Below are 24,427 nucleotides of genomic sequence, written 5' to 3'. Positions count from 1 at the left end.
CCAATCCTGCGCGACGCTCCCGGCGGTGCGGTTCACGCGATCCCGACAGGCATGCTGCCGATCGCATCCGCGTATGCTCATGCCCGCAAGTCCAACGCCTAGCCAGTTGTCGCACGGCATGCGATAGGTTTTTCATGCCCAGCGTAGAATCGCCAGCCAGCTTGCCGATATCCGGAACCGCCCGGAAGCAGCGCATCGCCTGGATCGACATCGCGCGCGGTATCGCGCTGGTTGCGATGGCGAGCTATCACTTTTGCTGGGATCTCGAATTCTTTGGCTATCTGGAACCCGGATCGGCCGGAAGCGGACCGCTGAAATGGTATGCGCGCGGCATCGCCTCCTCGTTTCTCATTCTCGTCGGCATAAGCCTTGTCCTCGCCCACGGAAACGGTATTCGCTGGAAGGGGTTTGGCCGAAGGCTGGCGATGGTCGCCGCTGCGGCCCTTGCCATCACCATAGCGACCTGGTTCGCCACACCGGCCAGTTTCATATTCTTCGGCATACTGCACCAGATCGCGGTTGCCAGCCTGCTCGGGCTCGCATTCCTGCGCCTGCCCGCAACGCTGCTTGCAGTCCTTGCCGTCGCGTGGTTCTCCGTTTTTCTCTGGGCAAAATCCGACTTCTTCGCCCATCCGGCATTGCTCTGGGTCGGTTTGTCCCCCTTGCCGCCGCACTCCAACGATTACGTGCCATTGTTCCCCTGGTTCAGCGCTGTTCTGGCAGGCATGGCTATCGGGCGCCATCTTTCCACGTCCGGCCGTCTCGAAAGACTCGCCCGCCGAACGCCCGGCGACAATACGGTTCTGCGCGGCCTGGGCTTTCTCGGCCGTCACAGCCTGGCAACCTATCTCATCCACCAGCCTGTTCTGATTGCCGCAGTGTACCTTTTTTCGCTTGCAAGCCCGCCCGTCCCGGCCACCATGGAGGAGGTTTTCGTCCAGTCCTGCGTTTCGGCCTGCCGCGCCCAGGCGTCCGAACTCCAATGCACCGCCTATTGCGAATGCGTGACCACCAGACTTGTGGATGCCGACGAGCTTGCGAGTGTATATTCCGGCAACAGGATCGAGGAGACCGCGCCGCTACTCGACGCGATCTCCGGTCAATGCTCTGTCGAGGCAGGATTCAATGGCAACTGAACATGATGGCTTCAGTGATCGGCCAAACCGCCTTCCATGGCCGCCGATCATTTATGCAGCGGCACTTCTGGCCGGATGGCCTCTCGGCCACTTCCTTGAAACGCCATGGATTGGCGGCATGACCGGCGAAGTGCTCTTTGCAGCCGGCATCCTGACAATCGTCGGGGCGCTCGCGATCGACATCGCGGCAATGAACACCATGCGCCGCAAGCGCACGACCATTCTGCCCAACCGGAAGGCCGACCACCTCGTGACAAACGGCGTGTTTGCGGTTTCCAGGAACCCGATCTATCTCGCCAATACCATGCTGGTGATCGGCGCAGGACTAATATCGGGAATTGTTTGGTACTTCCCTCTCGCCCTGATCGCGGCCTATATGACGCAGAAGCTGGCCATAGAGCGCGAGGAGAAACACCTCGAGTCGCGTTTCGGCAAGCTCTATCGGGATTACAGGAAGCGTGTGAATCGCTGGATCTAGGCAGGCGTCAGGAAGTAACACGCAACTCGGCCAGCCGGCCCAGGCAGGCCTCCTCGGCCTGCTCCAGCTCCGCAAGCGTGTCTTCGATGTCCTTGCGCTTCTGACGAAGTTCTTCGCGCTTTTCAGCGATCTTGGTCATGATCGCGCGCAGTTGACCGACCTCACCGGGCGGCGCCTTGTACATTTCTATGATTTCACGGATTTCGGCTATGGAGAATCCGAGCCGCTTGCCCCTCAGTATCTGTTTGACCAGAAGCCGATCGGCGGGCCTGAACAGCCGGGTACGACCACGGCGCACGGGATGGATAAGCCCCTCGTCCTCGTAAAACCGGAGCGTCCGCGTGGAAATGCCGAACTCGCGGGTCAACTCCGTTATGGTGTAGTATTCGCGCATACACCGACCCTTTCCAAGCCGCCGTTTAAATCGATATTATGCATGAAGTACTCTTACGTAAAAGTCAAATAACCGCCTGAAACCGAAATCGGACAACGAGGCGGAACGCCGTTCAAATTCCGAACCACCACCCGGCGAGCCCCAGAAAGGCAAAGAAGCCAACGATATCGGTGACGGTAGTCACGAACACGCTGGACGCTATGGCCGGGTCGATGCCGATGCGATCAAGAAGCAACGGAATCAGAATTCCCGCAAGCGCGGCACATACCATATTGACGATCATTGCCAAGCCGATAACGATTCCGAGCGACAGGCTCGAGAACCACAATGCGGCTACCAGCCCCATCACGGCCGCGAATATGACCCCGTTTATGAATCCGACGGTAAGTTCGCGCCGCACGATGCGGGATGCGTTGTAGATGTCGATGTCACGCGTCGCCAATGCGCGCACTGCGACGGTCATGGTTTGTGTGCCCGCATTGCCGCCCATGGAAGCGACGATCGGCATGAGCACCGCCAGCGCGACCATCTCGGTAATCGTTGCATCGAACAAGCCGATAACGACCGATGCGAGAATCGCGGTGGCGAGGTTGATAAGCAGCCACGTGAAGCGAGACCGGGTTGTCTCGATCACGGAGTCGGACAGTTCCTCGTCGCCGACGCCGCCCAGGCGCTTCAGGTCTTCTTCAGCCTCCGCCTGGATGACATCGACGACATCGTCAATGGTAAGGACGCCGACCAGACGTTCATTTTCATCGACAACAGCCGCCGACAAGAGGTCATATTGTTCGAAGATCAGAGCGGCCTCTTCCTGGTCCATTTCGGCCGGAATCGCATGCCGCGTCTCGTGCATGATCTCCTCGATCTTTACCGGACGCGGCGTCCGCAGGATCTGGTCGAGATCGACGGCACCGACCAGATGAAAGGTCGGATCGATGACGAAGATCTGCGAGAAGGAATGCGGCAGATCCTCGCTGTCGCGCAGATAGTCTATCGTTTGGCCAACCGACCAATATGGCGGCACGGCGACAAACTCGGTCTGCATGCGCCGTCCGGCGCTTTCCTCCGGGTAGTCGAGAGAACGCCGCAGCCGAATTCGTTCCGTGAACGGAAGCTTGGCCAGGATTTCCGCCTGGTCCTTCTCGGCAAGATCCTCGAGGATGTAGACCGCATCGTCCGAGTCGAGCGCCTTCAGGGCGTGGGCAACCTGCTCGTTCGGCAGTGCCTCTATGATATCCATACGGATCGCTTCATCGACTTCGGTCAGCGAAGAGAAGTCGAAGCGGTCGCCGAGCTGGATCACGAGACTCCGGCGGTCCTCGGCGTCCAGCGCCTCGATCAGATCGCCAAGTTCGGATTCGTGAAGTCCGGCGACCGAAGAGGCGAGCGCCTCCACGTCGCCGTGTTGCACCGAGGCGACGACGCGGTCCAAGAAATCCGCGCGCACGGATCCGTCATCGCTGTAGATTTCAGCGCTGAAGGGCTCGCCTGCCAATTCGGTGTGCGGCGTTTGCGTCTCGGTCACCGGTATAGCTCCGTAGCGCGAATGCGCAGCCCCCACAGTTAAGGCGAGGTTCTGAAAATACAATTGCCTGTCGGCCATTCCTGCCGGTTTTTTGCAAGGGATTTCCCGCAGGCTCGAAAAGGCGGAACGTTCAGAGTTTCTCTGGAACGTTGTCGATGCCGCAGGTGCCTCCAGGCCCGCATCGCGCAACCCGCCTGGCCGTCAGCCAGCCGCCGACAAGAAGGCCGTGCCGGGCAATTGCCTCATATCCGTATTCCGAGCAGGTGGGGATATGTCGGCAACTGTGACCGATGAAGCCGGAAAGAGTCAGTTGGTAGATCCGTATCAGGAATATCCCCACCAGCCGACCCGGCGTCTTTGGCCACCTGCCCTGCCAATTGCGGCTTCCGCGGGCAAGATTGGCGATCCCGCTTCGCTTCGGTTCAGGACACATCTCGCTCAGGCAGCACTCGCCCGTTGCTCGGCAATTTGCTCCAGCGCATCAACGACGGCATCGAATACTAGCAGGGTCGATGCATGCCGCGCCTTGTAGTCCCTGACCGGCATCAGATACTGCAGGTCGGCGAAACGGCCGGTCGGAGCCGGTCCGCCCTCCTTGAGCATGGCAACCATCTGCTTGCGTACAGTACGCAATTCCTCCTCCGTAGCGCCCACGATGTGTTGCGCCATGATAGAGGACGATGCCTGACCGAGCGCGCAGGCCTTCACCTCCTGGCCGTAGTCGACCACCGTGTCGCCGTCCATCTTCAAATCGACGGTGACAGTCGAGCCACAAAGTTTGGAGTGTGCCTTCGCGGTTGCATCCGGCTCGGACAAGCGGTTTGTTCGCGGGATATTCCCGGCGAACTCGAGAATTTTCGCGTTGTAGATGTCGTCGATCACTTGGTCCGCTCCGATATCCCGCTGCCGCTCGCCGGCTTTTCGATGATCAGGCCTGTTTTCCCGCGTTCGACATCATATATGTTTTACATGCGCCCGAGAACAAGGCATATGCCGCGTGCAATTGACCGGCACGCGCCTGTTCCGGTTAATTTGGATACCAGTGGTCCGTTCAACTCGTTCCGGCGTTACCAGACCGGAACTACGGGAGACACTTCATGGATGCCATCGTCAAGACCTTTCCGAACGCAGAGAAAGAGGAAAAGGCAACAGAGAAACGGGCACGTCCAAGCCGGGAGGAGGCAGAAGCCGCGGTGCGGACTTTGCTGCTCTGGGCAGGTGACGACCCGGACCGCGAAGGGCTGATCGAAACGCCGCAGCGCGTCGTGAAGGCCTACCGGGAGATGTTCGCCGGCTACGACATGGATCCGCAGGAGGTGCTTGCTCGCACTTTCGAGGAAGTCGCGGGCTACGAGGACATGGTTCTGGTCAAGGACATCTCCTTCCACTCGCATTGCGAGCATCACATGGTGCCGATCATTGGCAAGGCGCATGTTGCCTATCTTCCCGACAAACGGGTGCTTGGCCTTTCGAAGATCGCACGCGTCGTCGACATCTTCGCGCAGCGACTGCAAACCCAGGAAGCGATGACCGCCCAGATCGCCGATGCGATCAACGAGGCGCTGATGCCGCGCGGGATTGCCGTCATGATCGAGGCGGAGCACATGTGCATGGCCATGCGCGGAATTCGCAAACAGGGATCGACCACGATCACGACCACTTTCACCGGTTCCTACAGGGACGATCCGACGGAACAGGCCCGATTCATATCCATGGTTCGCAACGGGAACGCCGCTTGATCCGAGCGGCGAGGCCGCGTAGAGCCGTCACATGACGATTTCAAGCGACATGCCCTTCCCCGCTCCGGGTCCGAAGGCGGAATTGGAGACCGGCGACGTTCTGTCTCCTCGCTTCGGCCCCGATGGCCTGATCACGGCCGTTACGGTCGACGCCGAGGACAACACCGTGTTGATGGTGGCTCACATGAACTCGGAGGCACTTCGGCTGACGGTTGAAACAGGCATTGCGCACTATTGGTCGCGCTCGCGTCAGGCAATCTGGAAGAAGGGCGAAACCTCCGGCAACATGCAATCCGTCAGGGAACTCCGCATCGACTGCGACCAGGATTGCGTCCTGCTCAAGGTGACGACGGCCGGCGACGGTGCAAACTGCCACACGGGCCGCCGGAGCTGTTTCTACCGGGCCGTCACCAAGGGAGTGGACGGCAGGCCCCGGCTTGAAACCGACAAATCCGACCAACCGCGTTTCGACCCGAATACGGTGTACGGCAGCGACAGCTGACAAAACGCATTTTCACGGATTTGACACCAATTTGTCTCACACTCGACCGAACCGAGACCGGGGACGAATTCTACGTGTCATGCAGCTAGCATCCTCTTCGCGCGACAAGGCGGCAACCATCGATCCGCCCGAACTATCCGACAAGTTGGAAAAGACGCGCGGAAACGCAATTGCCCTCGCGCTAGGAGGCGGCGCGGCGCGCGGCTGGGCGCATATCGGCGTACTGCACGCCCTGGACGAGGCCGGTTTCAGGATTGCAATGATCGCCGGCACATCCATCGGCGCCCTAGTGGGCGGGTGCTATCTTGCCGGAAAGCTTGACGAACTCGAAACCTTCGCGCGCTCGCTGAGCCGCCGACGGATGCTCGGCCTGCTGGACATCCAGTTCGCCGGTTCGGGCCTGTTCGGCGGCATGCGACTGAACCGCGAAATGGAATCGCACATGCGCGGGGTGCAGATAGAGGAGCTGCGTCGGCCATTCGTCGCTGTCGCCACCGAGATATCGACAGGCCACGAGATATGGCTCACCCATGGCGACCTCGTCACGGCAGTGCGTGCTTCCTACTCGCTGCCCGGGATATTCGAGCCGGTCGAGTGCAATGGAAAGGTTCTCGTGGACGGCGCCCTCGTCAACCCGGTTCCCGTGTCGGTCTGCCGCGCCTACGAGCAGCCAAGGGTTGTCGCGGTCAACCTGAACTACGACCTGTTCGGCCGATCCGGCGTCGTGAAACACGGGGCTCCGCGCGCGGAAATGAACGTGCGGGCAACCGCTGAAAGCAGTTCCGGCTCGCTTCGGAAATCACCCTCGAAGCCGGTTCGGCTGGGGATTTCCGGCGTCATGGTGGAGTCCTACAACATCATCCAGGATCGCATCTCGCGAGCCCGGCTTGCCGGCGACCCGCCGGACTATTCCCTGCATCCGCGGCTTTCCGATATCGGGCTTGCCGACTTTCACCGTGCCTCCGAGGCGATCGACCTGGGCTACGAGGTAACGATGGATCGCCTCCCCGACCTTCGGAGGCTGGCGGAGCTGGCCTGAACCTTCAGGCCGAAGCGATATAGGACCGGATCTCCTCGGCCTCGCGCTCGACTTCCATGATCCGGCGCTTCACGACGTCTCCGATGGAGATCACGCCGATCAGCCGGCCATCGCGCTCGACGGGAAGGTGACGGAAGCGTCCCTCGGTCATCAGTTCCATGACCTCGTGCACGGTGGACTCTTCGGAACAGGTCCGCACCTTGGTCGTCATCAGGTCCGCGACGGGGCGCTGTAGCGCTTCGGTGCCGGTACGGGCTATTGCGCGAACAATGTCGCGCTCCGACAGGATGCCCTTGATCTTCTTTTCCGGGCTGGCAATGACAAGCGCGCCGATATTGTGCTCGGCCAGCGCGTTCAGTGCGTCCATTCCGGACGCGTCGACGGGCAGCGTGAACACGTTCGTACCCTTGTCCGCAAGTATGTGCTTGACCATCATGAGCATGCGTTCTCCTCCTTGCGTCCCGTGACACCAGCATGCGCTCCGGACCGGGAATTTGCAAGAATGGCTTACGATGCGTCAGCTCGGACCACGCCTCCGTCCGGGCGGTCGAAGACCGGGATCAGGAAGAAGCCCGCCACCAGCCCGCCAATATGCGCTTCCCAGGCGACGGAATCGCCCTCGTGCAAGCCCAGGACGCCGAAACCGATCGCGACATTCATCCCGATCCAGACCAGCAGGAACGGAATGACACCGCGAACCCGGAAGGCATTGCCCACGGACAGCAAGGGTCCCACGAAACCACGCCGCGGATTTCGCCGATCGGCACGCAGGCCGAAACGCGCCGCGGCCCCCATGAAGCCGGAAACGGCTCCGGACGCTCCGATTACCGGAACGGGATCGCCGAAATAGATCGCGAGATGGGTCGCGGCCGCGAGTGCCGCGGTGACGATCCAGAAGGCAATGCTGCGGACCCAGCCAATGCGATACGCCAGCGGCGAACCGAACACCGCCAGCCAGACGATATTGATGGCCAGGTGGGTCCAGTCGCCATGCAGGAAGGCATAGGTAACGGGAGAAAAGACCGTCGGAATATCGATCGTGAAGACTTCCGGAAGATAGCGTATCGGAAAGAACGCGGCGTCAACGACGAGGCGAAGGTCCGCCTCGGGTGTCAGGAAGTTCGTGCGCAGGACATGAATGCCGATGCACAGGAGCGAAAGGCACACGATCGCGCCATGCACGTTGAACATCGGCGGGCCACCGGCAGGCGGGCGCGCGGGAACGTGTGTCTCATCTGTGTTCGTTCGGGGCTGTCGGGGAACTGTCATGAGGCTTCTTGCTTGGTCCGCTACAGCATATCGGACAAAAAGAAAGCCATTCAAGCATTGCGCTTGAATGGCCCGGTGAGCCCCCCTGCCCAAACCGATTTTTGCTGCTGTGAAACCCGCAGGATCTCTGGCCACACAATCGCAACATCCCGCGCCGGCCGCAATCGAAACCCTTCATTAACCTTAATCGCCGCGACGATGCCGGACTGGCCCGAAAGATGCAGGTTTACCAATGCGGTAATGGATAACCGCAGCCGCTGTGCCGATTTGGAACACGGCTCAACATTCGGGGGCAGAGGCAACCGGGAAATGCGCCATAAGGAAACGATCGGCCTGTTCAACTACTGGAACGAGATCCGCGGGTGCCGGGACGCCCCGGCGCGGTCCGAGGTCTCGCCTGCGGCGCTCGGCCCTCTCCTGTCGTCGGTGATGCTCGTCGAGAGGAAACCCGGCGGCGATATCCTGTTTCGCCTCGCCGGCACGAAGATCTGCAGCATCCGGTGCCGGGAACTCAGGGGGCGGCCCTTTGCCGGCATGTTCCAGGATTGCGACCGGCCAGCACTGGAGAGGGTGCTGAATTCCGTCGCCGAGGAAAACGCCCTGGCGGTTCTCGATGCCCGAGTTTCGAACAGGGACGGGAACGACGTGCCCACCGAGATCGCCCTGTTTCCCCTCGAGGACGAAACGGTGCGCATACTCGGCGCCGTCAGTATGAAATGGGAACCCTACTGGTTCGGTGCCGAACCCGCCTTGCTGGAACTGCGCGGTATCCGCTTCCTCGACAAGAGCGCGGATTACCTCTTCCTGCAAAGCCGCCCTAGCGTGCCGATCATGAACCGAAATCAGGCGCCATCCCAAGGTGTCCGGAACCATCTCAAACTGCTAGGCGGTCCCAACACTCGAGGCCCGGCCAAGGCTCTGAGGATATTCACCGTGCACGAAGGCGGAAAAAAGTAACCAAACCGTCTGGATGCGGTACGGATTCTGCCGAAATGTCCGCGCCCAATAACTGCGCGTTAACCAGCCAAACACTATGGTGCAGGCATTCTATCAGACCAACCGGACTGACCACGCAATGCTCGGCGCACAGCAAATCGGTTTTGAACAAGAACGTCGGCAGCACCAAAGGGTGAAGGTTCTGCTACACGGACGCCTCATGCTTTCCGACCATTCGGAACACCGTTGCCAGGTTGTCGACATGTCGCCGGGAAGCGCGCTTCTGGTTACGGAAGGCACGGGGCGCATGGGCGAGAAGGTAATCGCTTATGTCGATCACATTGGCCGGATCGAAGGCAAGATCTCTCGGGTCACGCCCAACGGTTTTGCCCTGGAGTTGAACACTACGCCTCGCAAGAAATCCAAGCTGGCTGCCCAGTTGACCTGGCTTGCGAACAAACACGAGCTGGATCTGCCCGAAGACCGCAGGCACGAGCGTATCGCTCCACGCAATCCAGCAGGTGTGCTGATACTGGAAGACGGACGCCAGTACCGTTGTCGCATTATCGACCTCTCGCTGTCGGGCGCGGCGATCGAGATAGACGTGCGCCCTGCCATAGGAACGCTTGTCACCCTCGGGAACATGCGCGGCCAGGTGGTGCGGCATTTCGAGGAAGGCATTGCAATCGAATTCGCGGTCATTCAGCGAAAAGAGTCGCTGAAACAGTATCTCGGCTAGCCGGCAACTCCCCGTATCATCTTGTGAAAGCCCCGCATCCGCGGGGTTTTTCTTTTCGCCTGCCCTGGCAACACAACAAACAGCGCTGGAACCATCCATAAAGTTTTATGCAAATTGGTCTCAATTGCGATGCAAATTGAGATAAAAGGCGCCTAAAATATAGTACAGTTTTCTCTTAAATATACAGAGCACCCTTCGCGATAACTAAAATTCTACGTGCCATTGTCTCCCTATTGGGGAGACGATGGTATGGTTATACTCAAGAAAAAGAAACTCACGCTTGCCTTCTTCGCTGCCGCTTTCGCATTTGGGGCGAGCGCGGCAGGTGCACATGCCGCACCGATGAAACTCGGACGGCAGACCAGTCAGCCCATTGGACATTACGAATTCTGCCAGCAGGTTCCGGAAGACTGCCGTGCAGTCGGTCGGAATGTTGCCCCCGATCGCCTGACACCGGAAAAATGGAAGACGCTTGTACGCGTGAATGCCGCAATTAACGCGACAATCGTGCCGCGAACCGACATGGAGATGTGGGGCCGCGAGGAGGTTTGGTCCTATCCGGTCAAGTATGGCGACTGCGAGGATTACGTCCTGCTCAAGCGGCACGAGTTGATCCAGGCCGGCTTCAATCCCGGCAACCTGTTGATCACGGTGGTGTTGCAACCGAACGGCGATGGACATGCCGTTCTCACGGTACGCACAGATCACGGCGATTTCATTCTCGACAATCTCGTCGGCAATGTTCTCGACTGGCGCGATACCCGCTACCACTACCTCAAACGGCAGTCATCGGTGAACTCCGGACGATGGGTCGAGATCGTCGACGAGCGGAGGAACATCGCCCGAAACTGACGCGAATTTGAATGCAGAAATCCCGGTCGAGTCCCCAAACCATCCCATCCCCAACGACCGGGCCAAGAGCCGGCCGTCCATCCAGACGGTCGGCTCGCCTTTTCAGGGAGCCTAAACCCGGTTCAGACCGGAGGAAAAGCGCCGTGCATTCTCGACATAGTGGTCGGCCGACTCCCGCAACATGGCAATTGCCTTGTCATCCAGCGTCCTGGCAACGCGCGCCGGAGACCCAATGATAAGGCTGCCATCCGGAAATTCCTTGCCTTCGGTGACGAGTGCACCGGCGCCGACCAGGCAATTCCTCCCGATCTTCGCACCATTGAGCACGATGGCACCTATACCGATCAGGCTGTTGTTTCCGACGGTGCAGCCGTGCAGCATCGCACGATGACCGATGGTGCATCCATCTCCGACGACGAGCGGAAATCCCATGTCGGTGTGCATTATACAGTGTTCCTGCACATTCGTTCTCGCGCCGATCGTGATACGCTCGTTATCTCCGCGTAATACGCACCCGAACCAGATCCCGCTGTCCTCGCCAAGCGTGACCTTGCCGATCACCTTTGCGTCGTGGGCCAGGAAGGCCGGCCCCCTGCCCCGCAACTCCGGACCGACACCATCGAGATCATAGAGTGCCATTCTTCCCACCGTTTCTCGTTCCAAAGTTCAGCGCGAACCCTGCATCGCGTAATACATGGACTACAAGAGCGCCCGCGCGCTTTCCACGATGACTACACCGAGAGAAAACGTCCAAAGCAATAGAAGGAGCATGAAGACCACGGTGTTCCGCAATGAAACAACGGCATTTGGCGGCACGGTTCTGTCGAAAGCCTGCGTCAGGAGTACGGGGCCCGTGCAGCAATAGACCAGAAACGCGTTCACGGGGCCAATTTCATCCAGTGTCTTGCGGTCGAATCCGGGAGTGAACCCGACCTGTGCCCGAACCAGATGAAACATAGCCATTGCTACCGCCACGCCGGTGAAGAAGACCAACATTACAACCATCGACACGCCCCTGTTTACCGAAAGTTTACCAAGAACCTATCGACTGATGCACGTTGAATGCCAGTTTTCCTGTGCCAGTTAAGGACACTCCGCCCGCAATATGCCGGTCCCTACAGCAGCATCAGCAGAGGAACGTTTCGACGTTCGAAAAGGGATGCCCGTTCTCGCGACGCGGTTGCTTGTCGCATTCGGCGTGATGGCGGCGCTGTCGCTTGCCATTATGGTCGCGGGGAAGCTCTACGGTCGCACGCTTGTTCGCGCAGGGCACACCTCCGCCACCGAGCGCTACGATATCGTTGTCGGAAACGATGTCGTTTCAGTACCGGCAAACATGATCCGCAAGCAGAACCAACGCCGATCCGGAGAGACGGCCCGGCTCGACATCTACCTGCATTGGCCCACGATTTCGGGATTCAGTGATCGTCTATCTGCGGAATTCAACAACGTCGATCCGGCCACGAACTCAATTCTGTTCGTCTCTATCATGCCCCGCGCAACGACACGCGACATGGCTGGCCGTTTTGACCCCGTTTATCGCCAAGTGGTTACCGGAGCGGCGACCCCCGCGCCGGGAGGCTTGCGCAGCTTCGCCTTGTCAGAGGAACACGGCTACATCAACGAACGCCTTGTCTACTCGTCTCCCGACAAGGCCAGTGGCCGGCGTTTCGTCGCGCGCTGTCAGGACACCGGGAAGGACCGGATAATATTGGCGCCATGCGAAACCGATATCCATTTCGGCGAAACGCTATCGGCGCATATCCGGTTTCCGGCCAGGCTGCTCGACGAATGGCGCGGCCTTCATGTCGCCCTGCCCGTTTTCCTTCGCAGCCTTCTTGTCCGATCCGCGGACTAGTCTTCGAGGTCGATGTCCAGAATCGACATGGACAGGTCGTAGGAAACCTCCCCCTCGTCCTCGATGCGTGTAACGATACCCAGAAACTCATCGCCCACATAGAGCTCCGCAGAATCCGTGATGCGCGGACGCGGTTTGACTGCAAGGGCCGTGTTTCCGAAGGTGTTCTGGAAAAAACGCGTCAGTTTGGTGAGTTCTTCGGATGTCACGGACTGGCTCCCTGTAACGGTTGTGGTCTTCGCCCTGCGGGTCCCGCTGGCAAAACATGATTGACGCGCCAGTGCAAGCCCGCCGCGCCGGTTGTCCTGTATTGTAATCGAGATGCCCGTCAGTCCGATTCGAGCAATTGATCCATGACACGGGAGGGTTCGCTGCACCCCGAATCGCCCATTATCCGTGCCGGCACGCCCGCCACCGTTTTCGATGGAGGAACGTCTTTCAGAACCACGGAACCGGCCGCTATCTTGCTGCAGTTCCCGATTCTGATGTTGCCGAGAATTTTCGACCCGGCACCGATCAGAACACCGTCGCCGATCTTGGGATGACGATCACTCCCTTCCTTGCCGGTTCCGCCAAGGGTCACGGAATGAAGAATCGAGACATTGTCACCTACAACCGCGGTTTCACCGACCACCAGACCAGTGGCATGATCGAGGAATATGCCCTTGCCGATACGTGCGGCCGGATTGATATCGGTCTGGAATACCGCCGATGAACGGCTCTGCAGATACAGCGCAAAATCCAGCCGGCCTTCCCGAAACAGCCAATGAGCCAGCCGATGCGTCTGAATCGCATGGAAGCCCTTGAAGTATAAGAGCGGCTCTATGAAACGGGTGCAGGCCGGGTCGCGGTCATAGACCGCCTGCATATCCACACGCACGATTTCGCTCCAGGACGGATCGGATTCCATCATGGACCGGAACGACTGGCGCAGGAGATCAGCGCACATGTCCGGGTGGTCCAGCCGCTCCGAGATGCGGTGAATGATGGCCTCTTCCAGGGAGGGCTGGTTGAGCACGGTCGTCAGCATGAATGCGCCCAGCGCCCGATCCTTGGCGATGGCGGCCTCGGCTTCCTCACGAACCGCATGCCAGATCGGATCCAGCGCCTCGATCTGCGACGACGAAACGGACTTGCGATGTTGTGCCATTCCGGCCTCCATCGGTTTAGGTTCGTTGATAGATAGCGCATCCCGCCGCTTTATAAAACGAAACGGCTTCAAATCTTTTCAAGTGCGCATCAATCGCGGTTAATGATTCGACGCGAGGAATTCCAGAACAGCCTGCTTGAACACTCGGTCACCAACCGCCAGCATATGATCGCGGCCCGGGATCTCGACAACCTGCGCCCTTGGCAGCAGCGCCGCCAGTTCATGGGGCGAACCGGCGATATCGTCCTTCGTGCCGACGGCAATCATGGCGGGCACTTCGATTTTTCGAACCTGTTCGGCGGTAAGCTTCCTGCGCGATGAGCGGATGCACGCGGCGAGCGCGATCCGGTCGCTCCCCGTCTGGTCGGCAAACAAGCGGAAGGCACGTGCTCTTGGATCCGAAACGGTATCGATGGAGTCGGCTAGCAATCCCTCTGCGATACCTTCCCAACTGCCCACGCCTTCAACCATGCCCATACCAAGGCCGCCGAAGACCAGTGACCGCACCATTTCGGGAGCGGCCAGCGCCATGAATGCAGATATCCGGGCTCCCATCGAATAGCCCATCACGTGAGCTCGGGGGACTTCGAGATGCCGCAACAAGGCGATGGCATCATCCGCCATCCTCTCGGGTACATACGCCTCCGTTCCGTGCGGTTTGTCGCTTTCGCCATGCCCGCGGTTGTCGATGGCTATGACCCTATACCCCGCGTCCCCTAGCGTCTTCAGCCAGCCGGGGTTGACCCAGTTGACCTCCTTGTTGGAGGCAAAACCGTGAATCAACAGGATGGGATCGCCGGCGGGTTCCCCTTCGTCGAAATAGGTGAGCGAGAGATTGTCATGAATGAAACTTGGCATGGGGCGTTGTGTCACGTGATTGGGATTCGTGGCGGATTTGAGCGGCAAATGGCTACCAATTCCGGTTTCGGGGCGCTAGTGTGCATCGCGAAATTGGCCGCCTGCGGCCGAACAGAAATTTAGTCATTCAAACGGGATTTTACGATGGCTGGCCACGCGACGCCCCATTTCCAGAACGATGCCGGACATGCTCGCATCGAGATCGGCGTTAAGGAATTCATGTGCGTTGGAGCGAATCCGCCCTTCGATCATCCACATGTATTTCTCGACATGGGGGACGATAACGAGAAGGTGTGTCCCTATTGCTCGACGCTTTATGTCTTCAACGACAAACTCGGCGCTGAGGAAACGCGACCGGAAGGCTGCGTGTTCGATACGGAACAAACGGCGGCCTGATTTCCGGGCGCACGCGAGACATCCGGGCGGCAGGTGAAAGACAAGACGCATATTCTGGTTGCCGGGGCGGGAATCGCGGGCCTCACCACCGCTCTTGCCTTGGCCAGACGCGGAATCGGATCGACCATCGTCGAGGCTTTCTCCGCACCGTCCGAGGTCGGCGCCGGCTTGCAGATCGCGCCCAACGCCACCCGCATCCTGCGCGAGATCGGTGTCCTCGACGCACTCGCAGAAAGGGCCGTCGCACCGACATCGATCCGGCTGGGCGACGCGCCGAGCGGTCGCATATTGCTCGACATGGCGATAACGCCGAAATGGCTCGATCGCATGGGTGCCCCCTATCTGACCGCGCATCGGGCCAGCCTGCACGGTGTACTCTACACGGCAGCAGTCGCCGACCCCCTGATCAACATCCTCACCGGCCACAAGGTCGCCGACATTCGCCAAGACGCCGACCGCGTCACCACCCGACTTGCATGCGATGCAGGCGAGCGCGAAATCGTTTCAGACCTGCTGGTCGGCGCGGATGGCATCTGGTCGAAGGTTCGGGAGGCAATTCCGGGTGCGGCGCGTCCCCGGTCGACCGGGCGCATCGCATGGCGTGCGATAGGTCCGGCTTCTGCTGCAAGCGCCAACAAGGTGACGGCGTGGATGGCACCGGAAAGTCACCTCGTGACCTATCCCGTGCGCAATTCCGAGACGCTGAATATCGTGGCCGTAACCCATGGCAAGCTGGATGCGCACAACTGGGCGAACGAGGCCGACGGGGAAAAGCTAGCCAGGCTGCTGGCAAGCGCTAGAAGCGTCACTGACCTCGGCGCACTCGACAAGGCAAGCTGGACCACGTGGCCGCTCAGCGCGGTGGCGCCGTCGGCCCCCTGGCATCACGGTCGGATTCTTCTCGTCGGCGATGCCGCTCATGGCATGGAACCCTTTGCAGCCCAGGGAGCGGCAATGGCGATCGAGGACGGCTACGCCGCCGGACTCGCGATTTCAGCCAGTCGGGGGAATCATTCCAAGGCCCTGAACGACTACCGCGCACTGCGGCTCGATCGCGTCCTGCGCGTTGCGCGCCGGACCGCCTTCAATCGCTGGACCTACCACCAGAGCGGCGCCGGGCGGATCGCCCGCAACATGTTCTTCCAGATGCGCTCGCCGGAAGCCTTCTTCGGCGACCTCGACTGGCTATACGGCTACCGGATAACTGAATGAAAAAGCCGGCCACGAGGGCCGGCTTTTGCCTGCACATTGATACGCAATACTCTAGTGCAGGATCTGGCTGAGGAACAGCTTGGTGCGTTCGTGCTGCGGATTGTCGAAGAACGCATCCGGCTCGTTCTGCTCCACGATTTGTCCCTGGTCCATGAAGATGACGCGGTTGGCGACCTGGCGTGCGAAACCCATTTCGTGCGTCACGCACAGCATGGTCATGCCCTCTTCCGCGAGGCCGACCATCGTATCGAGCACTTCCTTGATCATCTCCGGGTCAAGGGCCGAGGTCGGCTCATCGAACAGCATGATGCGCGGATTCATGCACAGCGAACGCGCGATGGCCACGCGCTGCTGCTGGCCGCCCGACAGCTGCCCGGGATACTTGTTCGCCTGCTCGGGAATCTTGACGCGCTCGAGGAAGTGCATGGCCCGCTCCTCGGCCTCCTTCTTCGGCATCTTGCGCACCCAGATCGGCGCCAGCGTGCAATTCTCGAGGATCGTGAGATGCGGAAACAGGTTGAAGTGCTGGAATACCATCCCGACCTCGCGCCGCACCTCGTCGATCTTCTTGAGGTCATTGGTCAGTTCGATACCGTCGACGATGATCTTGCCCTTCTGGTGTTCCTCCAGCCGGTTGATGCAGCGGATCATTGTCGACTTGCCCGAGCCCGACGGGCCGGCAATGACGATACGCTCGCCACGCATGACCTTCAGGTTGATGTCGCGGAGGACGTGAAAGTCGCCATACCACTTGTGCATGTTGATGATCTCGATGGCCACATCGGTGTCCGAGACCGTCATTTTCGAGCGGTCGGCCCTCAGTTCCTCGGCTGCAGCAGCATTGTCAGATGCCATGATAACGGTTCCTATCGTTTGTGTCCGGTATCGAGCTGACGCTCCATGAACATGGAGTAGCGCGACATTCCGAAGCAGAAGACGAAATAGATGAATGCGGCGAACAGATAGCCCGTCAGGGATTGCACGGGCGACGACCAGGTCGGATCGGAATAGGACGACTGGATCTGGCCCAGGAAGTCGAACAGGCCGATGATCAGGACAAGCGTGGTGTCCTTGAACAGGCCGATGAACGTATTCACGATACCCGGGATCACCAGTTTCAGCGCCTGCGGAAGAATAATCATGCGCATCATCTGCATCCAGTTCAACCCGAGGGCCATCGCTCCCTCGTACTGGCCTTTCGGCAGGGCCTGCAATCCGCCGCGCACGACCTCCGCCATGTAGGCGGACGAGAACAGGGCCACGCCGATCAGGGCACGCAGCAACTTGTCGAAGCTGACACCCTCGGGAAGGAACAGCGGCAGCATCACCGACGACATGAAGAGCACGGTGATAAGCGGAACGCCCCGCCAGAACTCGATGAACACGATCGAGAAAAAGCGCACGATTGGCAGTGCCGAGCGCCGCCCGAGCGCGAGCGCGATACCGAGCGGCAGCGATGCGGCGATCCCGGTAACCGCTATGACGAGCGTTACCAGCAGGCCGCCCCAGACCTCGGTTTCGACATGCGTCAACCCGAAATCGAAACCAAGGATGAACAGCAGGACAAACAATCCAACGAATATCATCCCCGTTGCCTTCAGGGATGGAAGAGGATCGGATTCCGACAGCCGAGCGAAAAGATATGCCAGCGCAAGTCCGGCAATCGCGATGACAGCCAGCGGGACATAAAGGCCGCCAACCTCGAAATGCCCGCCGGTCAGCAGGATCAGTGCCGCAATCGGGAACACCACCGCCATGAACAGGATGTTCTGGCGCTTGAAAGGTGCCGACGGAATCAACAGCGGGGCCAGACCGCCAAAGAACAGCAAGCCGACAATATTGACCCGCCACTGCTCCTCGTCCGGATAGCGGCCATAGATGAACTGGTTGGCGTAGTCGCCGACATAGGCCCAGCACGCTCCGAACCATCCGTCGGGCTGGATACCCCCCTGAGCCTCGGTTGCGCAGACGGCACGGTCGGCGCCGGTCCATACAGCGTTGGTGAACACGAAGCTGAAGATCGGCGGTATGATCACGTACAACACATACAGGCTGAACAGCGTCAGTATGGTGTAGGGAACCGACGAAAACAGGCTCTCGCGCAACCAGGCGACGACTCCCTTGCTCAAGGCCGGCGCTGGCTGCTCGTCCAGCATCTCGGTCCGGACAAAGGCGACATTGGCGTTTTGCGGGCGGTCGCTCATTTTCTTATCTCTCCACCAGCGCAACGCGGCTGTTGTACCAGTTCATGAACAGCGACGTCAGAAGCGATATTGTCAGATAGGTCAGCATCGTAAGCGAAATGATCTCCACCGCCTGCCCGGTCTGGTTAAGAGCGGTACCGGCGAAAACCGACGTCAACTCGGGATAGGCGATGGCCACGGCCAGCGAAGAGTTCTTGGTCAGGTTGAGATACTGGCTGGTCAGCGGAGGAATTATGATGCGCAGGGCCTGCGGGACGACAACCAGACGAAGTGTCTGGCCGTTGCGCAGGCCGAGCGCATGCGCGGCTTCTGTCTGCCCCTTGTTGACGGCAAGAATGCCCGCGCGGACAATTTCCGCGATGAACGACGCGGTATATGTCGACAGCGCGACCAGCATGGCGATGTATTCCGGAATAATGGTCATTCCGCCGCTGGGCCGGAAACCGCCCATCTTGGGTATGTCCCAGCTGAGAGGTGCCCCGGTCGCGAAGAAAACGATCAACGGCAGCAAGACGATCACGGCAAGCCCGACCAGAAAGCTGGGAAATATCTGGCCGGTTTCCATCTGCCGCTTACGGGCCCAACGACCTATCCCCCACGCGATGAGACATGCCGCCAGAAAGGCATACACGGTCAGCACCGCCCCCTCACCCCAGACCGGCTTCGGAGCGAAGTAGCCGCGATTGTTCAGAAGCCCGAGGACGCCGAAATCAAATCCCTGACGCGGCTGCGGCAGGAGCCGGAGGACGCCGAAATACCAGATGAAGATCTGCAACAGCAGCGGGACATTGCGCAGGCTTTCCACATAGACTGTCGCGAGACGACTGATCATCCAGTTCTTCGACAGCCGGGCGATACCGATGATGAAACCGATAATCGTCGCGAAGAAAATGCCGGCGCCCGCTACCACGAGCGTATTCAGCAGGCCGACGATATAAACGCGGCCATATGTAGAGGAAGCCTGGCTGTATTCAATCAGGGACTGACTGATCGCGAAGCCCGCATTGGTCGACAGGAAACCCCAACCCGATGCAATTCCCGCGGCGCGCAGGTTCGCATTCATGTTGTTCCAGCCGGCATATGCGAGATAGACGACCAAGACAGCCAATACGCACTGGAAAAGCCAGCCGCGAACTTCCGGATTGTTCAGGAGAGCGACCTTGGGTGCGCTTTCCTTGTCGTTGTCAGGCCCGCTCTGTGTCACCTCGGTAACGGCCATTTCGCTTAATCACCCACTTATCCGTGACGGAGATGTCATGCCAACCGCTGCGGGTAGCGCAATTGCGCTGCCATCGGGCTGGAATGGCATTTCCTCACCCAATACGTTTCACCCGGCCGCCATTGGCGACCGGGTGACGAATTTCCCTTAGCGGATCGGCGGGCCGTACATCAGGCCGCCCTTCGTCCAGAGGGCGTTTACGCCGCGCGCAATACCGAGCGGGGTATCCGGCCCGACATTGCGGTCGAAGATCTCGCCGTAATTGCCGACGGCCTTGATGATATTGTAGGCCCAGTCATTGGTCAGGCCGATGCTGGTGCCGAATTCACCCTCGGCGCCGAGCAGGCGGCGAACTGCCGGATTGTCGCCGTTCATCATTTCGTCGACATTGGCAGAGGTCACGCCGAGTTCCTCGGCATTGAGCGTCGCAATGTGGACCCACTTGACGATGTTGAACCACTGATCGTCACCCTGGCGGACGACCGGGCCGAGCGGCTCCTTGGAAATGATTTCCGGCAGAACCTTGTGTTCGCCCGGATCGGTAAGCTTGAGACGCTGCGCATACAGGCCGGACTGGTCGGTCGTATAGACGTCGCAGCGGCCGGCATCGTAGGCCGCAACCACTTCGTCGGCCTTCTCGAACGCCACCAGCTCGTATTCCATGTTGTTGGCACGGAAATAGTCGGCGACGTTGAGTTCGGTCGTGGTGCCGGTATTGGTGCAGATTGAAGCCCCCGATAGCTCCAGCGCGGAGTTGATGTTCATCGAGGTGCGGATCATGAAGCCCTGACCGTCGTAATAGTTGACGCCGGCAAAGTTCAGGCCAAGCTGCGTGTCGCGGCTCATGGTCCAGGTGGTGTTGCGCGAAAGGATATCGATTTCGCCGGACTGCAGAGCGGTAAAACGCTCCTTGGCCGAAAGCGGCGTAAATTTGACGGCTTCGGAGTCACCGAAGACCGCGGCAGCAACCGCACGACACAGATCCACATCGAGGCCGCTCCAGTTGCCGTCCGCGTCCGGATTGGAGAACCCGGGCAGGCCCTGGCTCACGCCGCACTGCACGAAGCCTTTCGCTTTCACATCGTCAAGCGTTGCCGCAGCGGCAGCAGAACCGGCCAAGGCCAGAGCCGCTGCACCGATAACGCCGGTCAGCATCTGTTTTTTCATTGGATACAACCTCTCGTTGCTCACGTTTCATAAGACGGGCATGAGCATCGGCCCCGAAAGTCGACACACGGACTCCCGATGCGGCACATCGTCGCGATGGGCCACCGACGCCTCCCTCCACAAGGGAAGACAAAGCCAATTTGCCAGCAGCGTCAAGGGCGAATGCCACATTTCTGTCGCAATCCGTCAACGGCCCCACAGCGCTTTGAAAATACACCGCGAATCGATAATCCGACCAAGCAGTCAAATTCTTGCAATGTGAGATGAAGGTGCTTTTGCTCCCGGCGGAAGCCTCGGATTGCCACTGGCGCAGAACACGGCGTGCAATCGTGAGCAACCGGAAAATATTTTGCCGAGCGTCAAACAGGGCGTCAAACGACAGGAATGCAACCTAAGTAGGGCGTGGCTTCAACCGTCAGCCGGTCCAGCACTCCCGCCGCAAGATGACCTGCAGGCATCCGGACTGATGCCGGGTCGCGATCACAGCGGACGCGACTGTTGTCGCGTAGACAGAGTTCCTGCGGTCGAGACGAAAAGCAAAATCCTGAACGACGGCTTCACAGGCGTTCGATTGCCCAAGTTCGGGGTGAGCAACGCCTTCCTTGTCTTTGCGACGGAAATCGGTAACCCATGCTCTAACAATCGTACATGGAGCGAGCCGAATGAACGTACCGCCAAAACACAATAGAAAAGGCATCAACACCCAGCTGGCCCATGGCGGGTACGATCCCCGCTCCTTCCACGGCTTCGTGAATCCCCCGGTCGTCCACGCTTCCACCGTGCTGTTTCCCGATGCGCAGACCATGAAGACGCGCAATCAGAAATACACCTATGGCACGCGTGGCACCCCGACATCGGATGCGCTGTGTTCCGCGATCGACGCCTTGGAGGGCAGCGCCGGCACCATAGCGGTTCCCTCGGGACTGGCCGCCGTCACCGTTCCTCTTCTGGCCTTTCTGTCGGCGGGCGATCACGCGCTGTTCGTGGATACGATCTACAACCCGACCCGACGTTTCGCCGACACGATGCTGGCCCGCCTGGGTGTCGAGGTCGAATACTACGAGCCCGAAATCGGCGCGGGCATCACCGACCTCATCAGGCCCAATACCCGTGTCATTTTCACGGAGTCGCCGGGATCCAACACGTTCGAGATGCAGGACATTCCCGCGATTGCCGCGGTGGCGCGGGAGGCTGGCGTCATAACCATGCTCGACAACACGTGGGCGACACCCCTCTTTTTCCGCCCGCTCGACCACGGCGTCGACATATCGATTCATGCGGCAACAAAATATCCCGCCGGTCATTCCGACGTCCTGCTAGGCACGGTGTCGGCCAATGAACGCTGTTGGGAACAGCTGCATGAAGGTTTCCTGACACTAGGCACGCCGGCCGGCCCCGACGATGTCTACCAGGTGTTTCGCGGATTGCGCACCATGGGAGTGAGACTCGAAAGACATCAGACGAATGCGCTCGAGATTGCGCGTTGGCTTGAAGATCAGCCCGGCGTGAAGACCGTGTTGCATCCCGCGCTCGAAAGCCACCCCGGCCACGCGATCTGGAAGCGGGACTTCAAAGGATCGAGCGGCATCTTCTCATTCGTGCTGGAGGGTGGCGAAGCGCAGGCCGAGGCATTTCTCGATGCCCTGGACATTTTCGGACTTGGATACTCCTGGGGTGGTTATGAAAGCCTCGCCGTACATGTGTATCTCGGTGATCGCACAGTGTCCGCACGGAACTACGGAGGTTCCGTGATTCGTCTGCAGATCGGGCTCGAAGATGTGCCCGACCTGATGGATGATATCGCGAAGGGCCTCTCGGCCGCCCGACAGGCCTAGTCCCGGCTTCGTTGCCTGGGCGGAAGCGGTGCCGGCCCTCCGGGCTGCCAGGTCGGCCCGGAGCCGCGCCGTCCAGCCACAGCGCCTACGGGGAGCGCACCAGATAGTCGTGCAGGAATCTTGCCAGCCGGCATTCCGTCTCCGACCGGAGCCATGGGTTTCAGCTGTTGATCGGAAGTGGCGACCCCGGCAGGATTCGAACCTGCGACCATCGGCTTAGAAGGCCGGTGCTCTATCCAGCTGAGCTACGGGGCCACAGGACTTTTCATGTCGCCTGTTCGCGCCGCGGTCAAGCACCGGCGCGATACAGGCACTTGGTCAGTGCGTCCAGGGCGCCTTGCGGTCGTACTTGAAGTTGTCGGAATAGGAAACGGCGCGGCGCTTCGGCTGCTTCGGCTCGATGACCCTGTAGGCGATGCCGTGCTTCTCGGCATAGGCAACGGCATCCTCGCGAGTCGGGAATTTCAGCTTCACCTGGGCCAGCGGGTCGGCGGAAGATGTATAGCCCATCAGCGGGTCGATGGTGCGCGCCGTGGCGCGGTCAAATTCAAGGATCCAAAAGCCGGTCTTCGCCTTGCCGGATTGCATGGCGGTCTTCGACGGGCTGTAAATTCGGGCCAACACTGGAACCCTCCTTGTCATGTCACCTCGTCCGCCGATCCCGGCTGGTCGGAGCGGCAGGATTCGAACCTGCGACCCTCTGGTCCCAAACCAGATGCGCTACCAGGCTGCGCTACGCTCCGACTTCAACCATGGTTCCGGCGAACTCCGACCGCATACAACGGCTGCGGTGCGTCGGCAACCGTCTCTATTCGCCCGTTACGGAAATTATCGGGTGGACGAGACGATCCCCGGGCAGGATGCCGAGCGAATCGGCCATGCCGGCGTTTATTTCAAGCACGTATCGTACCGGTTCGCCGGACGGAACCGGCGTCCTGGAGAACGGGGTCGTGTTTCGCGCGATGGTCGCCACGACGCCGTTCTCGCGGACGAAGAGCATGTCAAGCGACCGCGGTGTGTTGTGCATCCAGAAGGAAACATCGCGCGTCCGTTCGAAAACGAACAGCATGGCACGATCGTCAGGAAATTCGGTCCTGAACATCAGGCCGCGGGCACGCTCTTCGCGGTCGTCGGCAATCTCGATGTCGAACCGCGCGACTTCCCGTCCATCGCGACGTATCGAAAGCGGCGTCTCATCCACGGGCAGGAGCATTGGCGCTTCCTGCGCCGCGGCCGGAGTCATCGGCAGGGAAGGAAGCGCGCCGGCGACAAGCGCTGCAATTATGACGGTTGCAATCTTGTTCATGCCTTCCGGTGCCGCAGACCGGCCGGCATTGTCAATGCGAAGACGGCAACTGCGTACCGAGATCGGGATAGACCTCGGCGGCCATAAGCCCCTTCTCGCCCTCGCCGTAGCGCACGATCACGACCTGGCCGGCGCGCAGCTCCGTCATGCCGAACCGGCGCAACGTCTCCATGTGGATGAAGATGTCCTCCGTGCCCTCCCCGCGGGTGACGAATCCGAAACCCTTCGTGCGGTTGAACCACTTGACGATAACCCTTTCCAGGCCGCTCGTCGGCGTGACATTTACGTGCGTCTTCTGCTGCACCTCGCCCGGATGGACGGCCGTGGAATTGTCCATGGATATGACGTGGAACGCCTGCAGGCCGCGCTCGCCCTTGCGGGCCTGGCAAACGATTCGCGCGCCCTCGAGAGCGGTCTGGAAACCGTCCCGGCGCAGGCAGGTCACATGCAGCATCACGTCGCCGAGACCGGCCTCGTCGGGAACGATGAACCCGAAGCCCTTGGCCACGTCGAACCATTTGATGGCGCCCGAGACCTCGATGGCATCCGGAGTTTCCGACTGCGCAACGAGGTTCTCCAACCTCCCGGATGATGACCCGTTTTCCCCCATGAC

30 protein-coding genes and 2 tRNA genes are annotated in these 24,427 nt (G+C 59.9%); 12 read left to right on the top strand and 20 right to left on the bottom strand.

Annotated features, from left to right (window positions below; all coding sequences use genetic code 11):
• Positions 1-134 precede the first annotated feature (134 nt).
• Complete coding sequence (locus tag HTY61_RS06245; protein ID WP_175275982.1) at positions 135-1,136, top strand: heparan-alpha-glucosaminide N-acetyltransferase; 1,002 nt, start codon at positions 135-137, stop codon at positions 1,134-1,136.
• A 118-nt stretch (positions 1,137-1,254) separates the two neighbouring features.
• Positions 1,255-1,614 (top strand): methyltransferase family protein, encoded by a 360-nt coding sequence (locus HTY61_RS06240; RefSeq protein WP_343045215.1) that lies wholly within the window; start codon positions 1,255-1,257, stop codon positions 1,612-1,614.
• A 7-nt stretch (positions 1,615-1,621) separates the two neighbouring features.
• Here HTY61_RS06240 and HTY61_RS06235 read toward each other — a convergent pair whose 3' ends face one another.
• From HTY61_RS06235 to HTY61_RS06220, 4 genes are all read right to left on the bottom strand, one after another.
• Positions 1,622-2,008, bottom strand: a complete 387-nt coding sequence (locus HTY61_RS06235; RefSeq protein ID WP_175275980.1) for a MerR family transcriptional regulator — start codon at positions 2,006-2,008, stop codon at positions 1,622-1,624.
• A gap of 112 nt (positions 2,009-2,120) precedes the next feature.
• Positions 2,121-3,533 carry a magnesium transporter gene (mgtE, locus tag HTY61_RS06230; protein ID WP_246272949.1) on the bottom strand — a complete coding sequence of 471 codons (1,413 nt, stop codon included), beginning with the start codon at positions 3,531-3,533 and terminating at the stop codon, positions 2,121-2,123.
• A gap of 130 nt (positions 3,534-3,663) precedes the next feature.
• A complete protein-coding gene (yidD, locus tag HTY61_RS06225; protein WP_175275978.1) occupies positions 3,664-3,966 on the bottom strand; it encodes a membrane protein insertion efficiency factor YidD in 303 nt (100 codons plus the stop codon).
• Between the two features lie 5 nt (positions 3,967-3,971).
• Complete coding sequence (locus tag HTY61_RS06220; protein WP_175275977.1) at positions 3,972-4,415, bottom strand: iron-sulfur cluster assembly scaffold protein; 444 nt, start codon at positions 4,413-4,415, stop codon at positions 3,972-3,974.
• A 215-nt stretch (positions 4,416-4,630) separates the two neighbouring features.
• Here HTY61_RS06220 and folE point away from each other — a divergent pair, with 215 nt between their 5' ends.
• The 3 genes from folE (at position 4,631) to HTY61_RS06205 (ending at position 6,813) form a co-directional block, all read left to right on the top strand.
• Complete coding sequence (gene folE / locus HTY61_RS06215) at positions 4,631-5,272, top strand: GTP cyclohydrolase I FolE (protein ID WP_175275976.1); 642 nt, start codon at positions 4,631-4,633, stop codon at positions 5,270-5,272.
• A 31-nt stretch (positions 5,273-5,303) separates the two neighbouring features.
• The gene (gene hisI / locus HTY61_RS06210) at positions 5,304-5,774 is read left to right on the top strand and encodes a phosphoribosyl-AMP cyclohydrolase (protein WP_175275975.1); all 471 of its coding nucleotides are present in this window, start codon (positions 5,304-5,306) and stop codon (positions 5,772-5,774) included.
• Positions 5,775-5,853: 79 nt separating this feature from the next.
• Positions 5,854-6,813 carry a patatin-like phospholipase family protein gene (locus HTY61_RS06205; RefSeq protein ID WP_175275974.1) on the top strand — a complete coding sequence of 320 codons (960 nt, stop codon included), beginning with the start codon at positions 5,854-5,856 and terminating at the stop codon, positions 6,811-6,813.
• 4 nt (positions 6,814-6,817) lie between these two features.
• Here HTY61_RS06205 and HTY61_RS06200 read toward each other — a convergent pair whose 3' ends face one another.
• Both HTY61_RS06200 and HTY61_RS06195 read right to left on the bottom strand, forming a co-directional pair.
• Positions 6,818-7,249 (bottom strand): CBS domain-containing protein, encoded by a 432-nt coding sequence (locus tag HTY61_RS06200; RefSeq protein WP_175278442.1) that lies wholly within the window; start codon positions 7,247-7,249, stop codon positions 6,818-6,820.
• A 71-nt stretch (positions 7,250-7,320) separates the two neighbouring features.
• Positions 7,321-8,004, bottom strand: coding sequence for a rhomboid family intramembrane serine protease (locus HTY61_RS06195; protein WP_246272948.1), 684 nt, complete (start codon positions 8,002-8,004; stop codon positions 7,321-7,323).
• A 90-nt stretch (positions 8,005-8,094) separates the two neighbouring features.
• Between HTY61_RS06195 and HTY61_RS06190 the strand changes: the two genes are divergently transcribed.
• The 3 genes from HTY61_RS06190 to HTY61_RS06180 all read left to right on the top strand — a co-directional run bounded on the left by HTY61_RS06190 (position 8,095) and on the right by HTY61_RS06180 (position 10,609).
• A complete protein-coding gene (locus tag HTY61_RS06190) occupies positions 8,095-9,039 on the top strand; it encodes a PAS domain-containing protein (RefSeq protein ID WP_175275972.1) in 945 nt (314 codons plus the stop codon).
• Between the two features lie 118 nt (positions 9,040-9,157).
• Positions 9,158-9,757 carry a PilZ domain-containing protein gene (locus tag HTY61_RS06185; RefSeq protein ID WP_175275971.1) on the top strand — a complete coding sequence of 200 codons (600 nt, stop codon included), beginning with the start codon at positions 9,158-9,160 and terminating at the stop codon, positions 9,755-9,757.
• Between the two features lie 249 nt (positions 9,758-10,006).
• Positions 10,007-10,609, top strand: coding sequence for a transglutaminase-like cysteine peptidase (locus HTY61_RS06180; protein ID WP_175275970.1), 603 nt, complete (start codon positions 10,007-10,009; stop codon positions 10,607-10,609).
• A gap of 111 nt (positions 10,610-10,720) precedes the next feature.
• Here HTY61_RS06180 and HTY61_RS06175 read toward each other — a convergent pair whose 3' ends face one another.
• Positions 10,721-11,248: a gamma carbonic anhydrase family protein gene (locus HTY61_RS06175; protein ID WP_175275969.1), complete on the bottom strand. Its 528-nt coding sequence runs from the start codon at positions 11,246-11,248 to the stop codon at positions 10,721-10,723.
• A gap of 60 nt (positions 11,249-11,308) precedes the next feature.
• A complete protein-coding gene (locus HTY61_RS06170; RefSeq protein ID WP_175275968.1) occupies positions 11,309-11,605 on the bottom strand; it encodes a hypothetical protein in 297 nt (98 codons plus the stop codon).
• Between the two features lie 205 nt (positions 11,606-11,810).
• On the opposite strand from HTY61_RS06170, the gene HTY61_RS06165 reads away from it, so the two are divergent.
• Complete coding sequence (locus tag HTY61_RS06165; protein ID WP_175275967.1) at positions 11,811-12,467, top strand: hypothetical protein; 657 nt, start codon at positions 11,811-11,813, stop codon at positions 12,465-12,467.
• Here HTY61_RS06165 and HTY61_RS06160 read toward each other — a convergent pair.
• From HTY61_RS06160 to HTY61_RS06150, 3 genes are all read right to left on the bottom strand, one after another.
• The gene (locus tag HTY61_RS06160; RefSeq protein WP_175275966.1) at positions 12,464-12,676 is read right to left on the bottom strand and encodes a DUF3126 family protein; all 213 of its coding nucleotides are present in this window, start codon (positions 12,674-12,676) and stop codon (positions 12,464-12,466) included. The genes HTY61_RS06165 and HTY61_RS06160 overlap by 4 nt on opposite strands.
• A gap of 119 nt (positions 12,677-12,795) precedes the next feature.
• Complete coding sequence (gene cysE, locus HTY61_RS06155; protein ID WP_175278441.1) at positions 12,796-13,617, bottom strand: serine O-acetyltransferase; 822 nt, start codon at positions 13,615-13,617, stop codon at positions 12,796-12,798.
• A gap of 99 nt (positions 13,618-13,716) precedes the next feature.
• The gene (locus HTY61_RS06150; protein ID WP_175278440.1) at positions 13,717-14,475 is read right to left on the bottom strand and encodes an alpha/beta fold hydrolase; all 759 of its coding nucleotides are present in this window, start codon (positions 14,473-14,475) and stop codon (positions 13,717-13,719) included.
• Between the two features lie 144 nt (positions 14,476-14,619).
• On the opposite strand from HTY61_RS06150, the gene HTY61_RS06145 reads away from it, so the two are divergent.
• Together HTY61_RS06145 and HTY61_RS06140 are read left to right on the top strand one after the other, a co-directional pair.
• Positions 14,620-14,871, top strand: a complete 252-nt coding sequence (locus HTY61_RS06145; RefSeq protein ID WP_175275965.1) for a zinc-finger domain-containing protein — start codon at positions 14,620-14,622, stop codon at positions 14,869-14,871.
• A 33-nt stretch (positions 14,872-14,904) separates the two neighbouring features.
• Complete coding sequence (locus tag HTY61_RS06140; protein ID WP_175275964.1) at positions 14,905-16,083, top strand: FAD-dependent monooxygenase; 1,179 nt, start codon at positions 14,905-14,907, stop codon at positions 16,081-16,083.
• A 51-nt stretch (positions 16,084-16,134) separates the two neighbouring features.
• Here HTY61_RS06140 and HTY61_RS06135 read toward each other — a convergent pair whose 3' ends face one another.
• The 4 genes from HTY61_RS06135 to HTY61_RS06120 form a co-directional block, all read right to left on the bottom strand.
• On the bottom strand, positions 16,135-16,938 hold the full coding sequence (locus HTY61_RS06135; protein ID WP_175275963.1) for an amino acid ABC transporter ATP-binding protein: 804 nt from the start codon (positions 16,936-16,938) through the stop codon (positions 16,135-16,137).
• Positions 16,939-16,949: 11 nt separating this feature from the next.
• Positions 16,950-18,287, bottom strand: a complete 1,338-nt coding sequence (locus tag HTY61_RS06130; protein ID WP_175275962.1) for an amino acid ABC transporter permease — start codon at positions 18,285-18,287, stop codon at positions 16,950-16,952.
• A 4-nt stretch (positions 18,288-18,291) separates the two neighbouring features.
• Positions 18,292-19,506: an amino acid ABC transporter permease gene (locus HTY61_RS06125; protein ID WP_175275961.1), complete on the bottom strand. Its 1,215-nt coding sequence runs from the start codon at positions 19,504-19,506 to the stop codon at positions 18,292-18,294.
• 147 nt (positions 19,507-19,653) lie between these two features.
• The gene (locus HTY61_RS06120) at positions 19,654-20,673 is read right to left on the bottom strand and encodes an amino acid ABC transporter substrate-binding protein (protein ID WP_175275960.1); all 1,020 of its coding nucleotides are present in this window, start codon (positions 20,671-20,673) and stop codon (positions 19,654-19,656) included.
• Between the two features lie 662 nt (positions 20,674-21,335).
• Here HTY61_RS06120 and HTY61_RS06115 point away from each other — a divergent pair.
• A complete protein-coding gene (locus HTY61_RS06115; RefSeq protein WP_175275959.1) occupies positions 21,336-22,508 on the top strand; it encodes a cystathionine beta-lyase in 1,173 nt (390 codons plus the stop codon).
• A gap of 178 nt (positions 22,509-22,686) precedes the next feature.
• Here the strand turns inward: HTY61_RS06115 and HTY61_RS06110 are convergent.
• The 5 genes from HTY61_RS06110 to HTY61_RS06090 all read right to left on the bottom strand — a co-directional run bounded on the left by HTY61_RS06110 (position 22,687) and on the right by HTY61_RS06090 (position 24,424).
• A tRNA-Arg gene (locus tag HTY61_RS06110) sits at positions 22,687-22,763 on the bottom strand.
• A gap of 63 nt (positions 22,764-22,826) precedes the next feature.
• Complete coding sequence (locus tag HTY61_RS06105) at positions 22,827-23,132, bottom strand: ETC complex I subunit (protein ID WP_175275958.1); 306 nt, start codon at positions 23,130-23,132, stop codon at positions 22,827-22,829.
• Positions 23,133-23,174: 42 nt separating this feature from the next.
• Positions 23,175-23,251 (bottom strand) — tRNA-Pro (locus HTY61_RS06100).
• Positions 23,252-23,316: 65 nt separating this feature from the next.
• Positions 23,317-23,814 carry a DUF192 domain-containing protein gene (locus tag HTY61_RS06095; RefSeq protein WP_175275957.1) on the bottom strand — a complete coding sequence of 166 codons (498 nt, stop codon included), beginning with the start codon at positions 23,812-23,814 and terminating at the stop codon, positions 23,317-23,319.
• Positions 23,815-23,845: 31 nt separating this feature from the next.
• Positions 23,846-24,424, bottom strand: a complete 579-nt coding sequence (locus HTY61_RS06090) for a cold-shock protein (RefSeq protein ID WP_175275956.1) — start codon at positions 24,422-24,424, stop codon at positions 23,846-23,848.
• Positions 24,425-24,427: the final 3 nt, after the last annotated feature.

This window comes from Oricola thermophila, assembly GCF_013358405.1.
GTDB classification, from domain to species: domain Bacteria; phylum Pseudomonadota; class Alphaproteobacteria; order Rhizobiales; family Rhizobiaceae; genus Oricola; species Oricola thermophila.
Note: the sequence above shows the minus strand (reverse complement) of the source record. Positions and strands in the feature narration are given on the sequence as shown.

Coding starts and splice junctions, on each gene's coding strand:
- HTY61_RS06245 (WP_175275982.1), top strand. CDS start 135: ATGCCCAGCGTAGAATCGCCAGCCAGCTTGCCGATATCCGGAACCGCC.
- HTY61_RS06240 (WP_343045215.1), top strand. CDS start 1,255: ATGACCGGCGAAGTGCTCTTTGCAGCCGGCATCCTGACAATCGTCGGG.
- HTY61_RS06235 (WP_175275980.1), bottom strand. CDS start 2,008: ATGCGCGAATACTACACCATAACGGAGTTGACCCGCGAGTTCGGCATT.
- yidD (WP_175275978.1), bottom strand. CDS start 3,966: ATGTGTCCTGAACCGAAGCGAAGCGGGATCGCCAATCTTGCCCGCGGA.
- folE (WP_175275976.1), top strand. CDS start 4,631: ATGGATGCCATCGTCAAGACCTTTCCGAACGCAGAGAAAGAGGAAAAG.
- hisI (WP_175275975.1), top strand. CDS start 5,304: ATGACGATTTCAAGCGACATGCCCTTCCCCGCTCCGGGTCCGAAGGCG.
- HTY61_RS06205 (WP_175275974.1), top strand. CDS start 5,854: ATGCAGCTAGCATCCTCTTCGCGCGACAAGGCGGCAACCATCGATCCG.
- HTY61_RS06200 (WP_175278442.1), bottom strand. CDS start 7,249: ATGATGGTCAAGCACATACTTGCGGACAAGGGTACGAACGTGTTCACG.
- HTY61_RS06195 (WP_246272948.1), bottom strand. CDS start 8,004: ATGTTCAACGTGCATGGCGCGATCGTGTGCCTTTCGCTCCTGTGCATC.
- HTY61_RS06185 (WP_175275971.1), top strand. CDS start 9,158: ATGCTCGGCGCACAGCAAATCGGTTTTGAACAAGAACGTCGGCAGCAC.
- HTY61_RS06180 (WP_175275970.1), top strand. CDS start 10,007: ATGGTTATACTCAAGAAAAAGAAACTCACGCTTGCCTTCTTCGCTGCC.
- HTY61_RS06175 (WP_175275969.1), bottom strand. CDS start 11,248: ATGGCACTCTATGATCTCGATGGTGTCGGTCCGGAGTTGCGGGGCAGG.
- HTY61_RS06170 (WP_175275968.1), bottom strand. CDS start 11,605: ATGTTGGTCTTCTTCACCGGCGTGGCGGTAGCAATGGCTATGTTTCAT.
- HTY61_RS06165 (WP_175275967.1), top strand. CDS start 11,811: ATGGCGGCGCTGTCGCTTGCCATTATGGTCGCGGGGAAGCTCTACGGT.
- cysE (WP_175278441.1), bottom strand. CDS start 13,617: ATGGCACAACATCGCAAGTCCGTTTCGTCGTCGCAGATCGAGGCGCTG.
- HTY61_RS06150 (WP_175278440.1), bottom strand. CDS start 14,475: ATGCCAAGTTTCATTCATGACAATCTCTCGCTCACCTATTTCGACGAA.
- HTY61_RS06145 (WP_175275965.1), top strand. CDS start 14,620: ATGGCTGGCCACGCGACGCCCCATTTCCAGAACGATGCCGGACATGCT.
- HTY61_RS06135 (WP_175275963.1), bottom strand. CDS start 16,938: ATGGCATCTGACAATGCTGCTGCAGCCGAGGAACTGAGGGCCGACCGC.
- HTY61_RS06130 (WP_175275962.1), bottom strand. CDS start 18,287: ATGAGCGACCGCCCGCAAAACGCCAATGTCGCCTTTGTCCGGACCGAG.
- HTY61_RS06125 (WP_175275961.1), bottom strand. CDS start 19,506: ATGGCCGTTACCGAGGTGACACAGAGCGGGCCTGACAACGACAAGGAA.
- HTY61_RS06120 (WP_175275960.1), bottom strand. CDS start 20,673: ATGAAAAAACAGATGCTGACCGGCGTTATCGGTGCAGCGGCTCTGGCC.
- HTY61_RS06115 (WP_175275959.1), top strand. CDS start 21,336: ATGAACGTACCGCCAAAACACAATAGAAAAGGCATCAACACCCAGCTG.
- HTY61_RS06095 (WP_175275957.1), bottom strand. CDS start 23,814: ATGAACAAGATTGCAACCGTCATAATTGCAGCGCTTGTCGCCGGCGCG.
- HTY61_RS06090 (WP_175275956.1), bottom strand. CDS start 24,424: ATGGGGGAAAACGGGTCATCATCCGGGAGGTTGGAGAACCTCGTTGCG.